Below are 3,011 nucleotides of genomic sequence, written 5' to 3' on the forward strand. Positions count from 1 at the left end.
CCCGCCTTTGCTTGCCATTCATCCAAATTGGCGCCCGTTGTCAGAATGCGAACCGTGCCGCCGAGCGAACCTTCACCGAACAATGTACCTTGAGGTCCGCGCAAAACTTCTACCCGATCGAGATCCCAGGCGCGAACGTCCGGGCTGATGGGGACAGTAACTCCGGTGAAAGGAAGATCATCGAGGTAATAGCCGTTTTCGTTAGCGCCGAGCGTCGTGGAAACACCCCGGATCATGATCCTCGAGAATCCATTGCCTTGATCATATATACCAACGCCCGGTGCTTCCTGGAGAAAATCCGCGACGTTGCTGACCGGTCGTTCCTCAAGGGTGGCGCCCGAAACTTGGGTCAGGGAGATCGGCACGTTGACGGCCTGCTCGGGGCGGCGCCTTGCCGTCACGATAATTTCTTCTACCGGGGGTTCGATTTGCTCCCGTCGCTCCGGCTCTCGGGGTGCAGCGTTCGAAATTACATAGAGGTCATTGCCGATACGCCGATATGACAGACCCGTTCCTGCGAGAATGAGACGGAGCTGGGCGTCGGGACAGCCGTGCGATCTTGTCGGCGCGACGCGTTCTTTCGACGCTGTTCGCTCATCAAAGATCACCTGTATTCCGGCCTGGCGAGCATAGGATCGCAACACCTGCGACAGGGGGCCGCCAGCTGTCACGAACAAAATGCATCGACTTTGCGCCGCAGCCGGTGGCGCATAGAGTCCACACAATGGAAATAATGTGGCTGCCAAGCATAGTTTGGCACAGACAATCCAAAGCGGTCGGCGCGATTTCCGATAAGTTTTGACGCGGTTTGCCGAGCGGGTCATCTTGCGACGCTAAGCGCTAGCCTCACTCCCTGACAAGGGGCGAGGAGCGGAAAACTTCGACCCATGCGGGCCTTCCCTTTTTACCGCCCGATGCTCGGAGGTATCATGCCGCGTATCAAGATAGCGGGGGGGGGGGCTTCTCGGTCGTTCCGGCCGGTATTTGGACAAAACCTCAAGTGGAACGCCAATGGAAACCCATCGGGTGAGCATTTCGACGCTTCCGTCATTGAACCATGTTTTCGAAGCCGAAATTTCTCGTTTCCTGCAAAGTTTCAACTTCCTTCTGTCCCTGGAAGGCGACCGTGCGTTTTTCGTCATTGGGAGGACAAAAAAAGGAGAGTCGATACAATTGAAGACTTGGGTCCATCCTGTAGACGCGGGCCATGTTGACGGCTGTCGATCACATGGAATTGGGAACCGATACGAGGGGCGCGCAGTGCGCGATATGTCGATCGGGTATCGAGGCGAGCGCTCTTCGGGCTGCCCGGTCCAGCAAAGGACAGATAAAATCATGATGAAAACCGGCCTAATGGCCTTGCTTCTCGCTGGTGCCACGATGGTGGCGGCACAGGATGTTCCACTCGATCCCAAGCGTCCCGGAACGCCCGTCCTGACGGGCACGCCGGATCGACCTTTAACAGATCCGCGCAGCCTCGTCTCGCCGCCCAACGGCAGTGCGCAGCCCGTCCCGATCGCTGATCTGTTCTTTACCCGGTCGAGCTATTTCGCGACTTGGACGTCGAGCGGCGATGTTGTCATGACGACCGATCTGACCGGCCGGAACAATCTTTGGCGCGTGCCGCACGGGGGCGGCTTCCCGCTCCAGCTGCAGCAATCAGAAGACAAGACCTTCTATCCCCAGGCGACGCCCGACGGGAAATGGATCCTCTACGCGTCTGACATCGGCGGACGCGAGATCTACGATCTTTATGCTATTCCTGCGGACGGCGGTGCGGCGGTCAATCTTTCCGCCAGCCCCGACGCCTCAGACACCGGGCCCTTCGCAGTTACGCGCGATTCGCAGCTGATCGCGTTCAATCGGCGCGTCGCCTCGGAATCGAGCACGAATGTCGCGGTCCTCGACCTGGCGGGTCGCAAGACGCGTCTTCTTACCAACGAGCAGGAAGCCGGGACCTATTGGTACGTGGTCGATTTCAGCCCGAATGGCCGCTATCTCTATGCTAACAGAATGAACGCCGCGAACACGCTTAGCTCGGTATGGCGCATCGAAACGGCAAGCGGTGCTTCGACGCGGATCGCGGGTGATGGACAGCGCTACGAGGCGGCGAGCGCGCTTTCGCCCGATGGCCGGACTCTTTCGCTGACGAGTGAGAATGCTTCCGGGCTGCAGCAGGCCGTGCTGTTCGATCTGGAGACCCGCGCACGAAGACCTGTCCATTCGAGCGCTTGGCCACAGGCAGCCGGAGCATTTTCTCCCGATGGCCGGTCAGTCATCACGACCTCGAACGTCGATGGCCGCGATGAAGTTTATGCCTATGACATCGCCTCGCATTCGTCTCGCCGGCTGGAGCTGCCGGAGGGTAAGGTGTCCGATTATTTCGGAAACCTGCCGGCCTTCTCACCCGATGGTCGGCAACTTCTATTCCCTCACTCGTCCGGCAGTGCGCCCTTCGACTATTGGACTTATGATTTCGAAAGGGGCGTCGCCAATCGACTGACCCGGCTTGGTCTTGCCAGTATTAACCCGGATACGCTGCCGCGCAGTAGCGTGGTACGCTACAAAAGCGCGGATGGAACCGTCATCAGTGCCATTCTCTGGATGCCCTGGAATCTGAAGCGCGACGGAACGGCGCCTGTGGTGGTGCTCGCACATGGCGGACCGACCGGGCAGAGCTTCGACAATTTCGACCGCACCGCGGTCGGCCTGGCGTCGCGCGGCTATCTCGTTATCGCGCCCAACGTGCGCGGTTCCACCGGTTACGGCCGCGCCTTCGAGCAGGCCAACCGCAACGACCTGGGCGGCAGAGATCTGGAGGACGAGGCTTGGGCTGCGAAATTCCTGGTGGCATCCGGCTATGCCGATCCCGAGAAGATCGGAATTACCGGCGGTTCCTACGGCGGCTTCATGACCGTGATGGCGGTTGGGCGAATGCCGGACTTCTGGGCGGCAGGCGTCGAGCAATATGGCATCGTCAACTGGCACACAATGTGGGAGCGAGGCTCGCC

2 protein-coding genes are annotated in these 3,011 nt (G+C 59.6%); one reads left to right on the forward strand and one right to left on the reverse strand.

Features of this window, described 5'->3' with window-relative positions; translation table 11 throughout:
• Positions 1-824, reverse strand: an 824-nt coding sequence (locus VJ811_RS16465; RefSeq protein WP_324074362.1) for an STN domain-containing protein, incomplete at its 3' end; no start/stop codon positions are given.
• 187 nt (positions 825-1,011) lie between these two features.
• Here VJ811_RS16465 and VJ811_RS16470 point away from each other — a divergent pair.
• A partial coding sequence (locus VJ811_RS16470; RefSeq protein ID WP_324074364.1) for a S9 family peptidase occupies positions 1,012-3,011 on the forward strand: 2,000 nt, incomplete at its 3' end.

Origin of the sequence: Sphingopyxis sp. (genome assembly GCF_035250425.1) — a bacterium.
GTDB lineage: Bacteria > Pseudomonadota > Alphaproteobacteria > Sphingomonadales > Sphingomonadaceae > Sphingopyxis.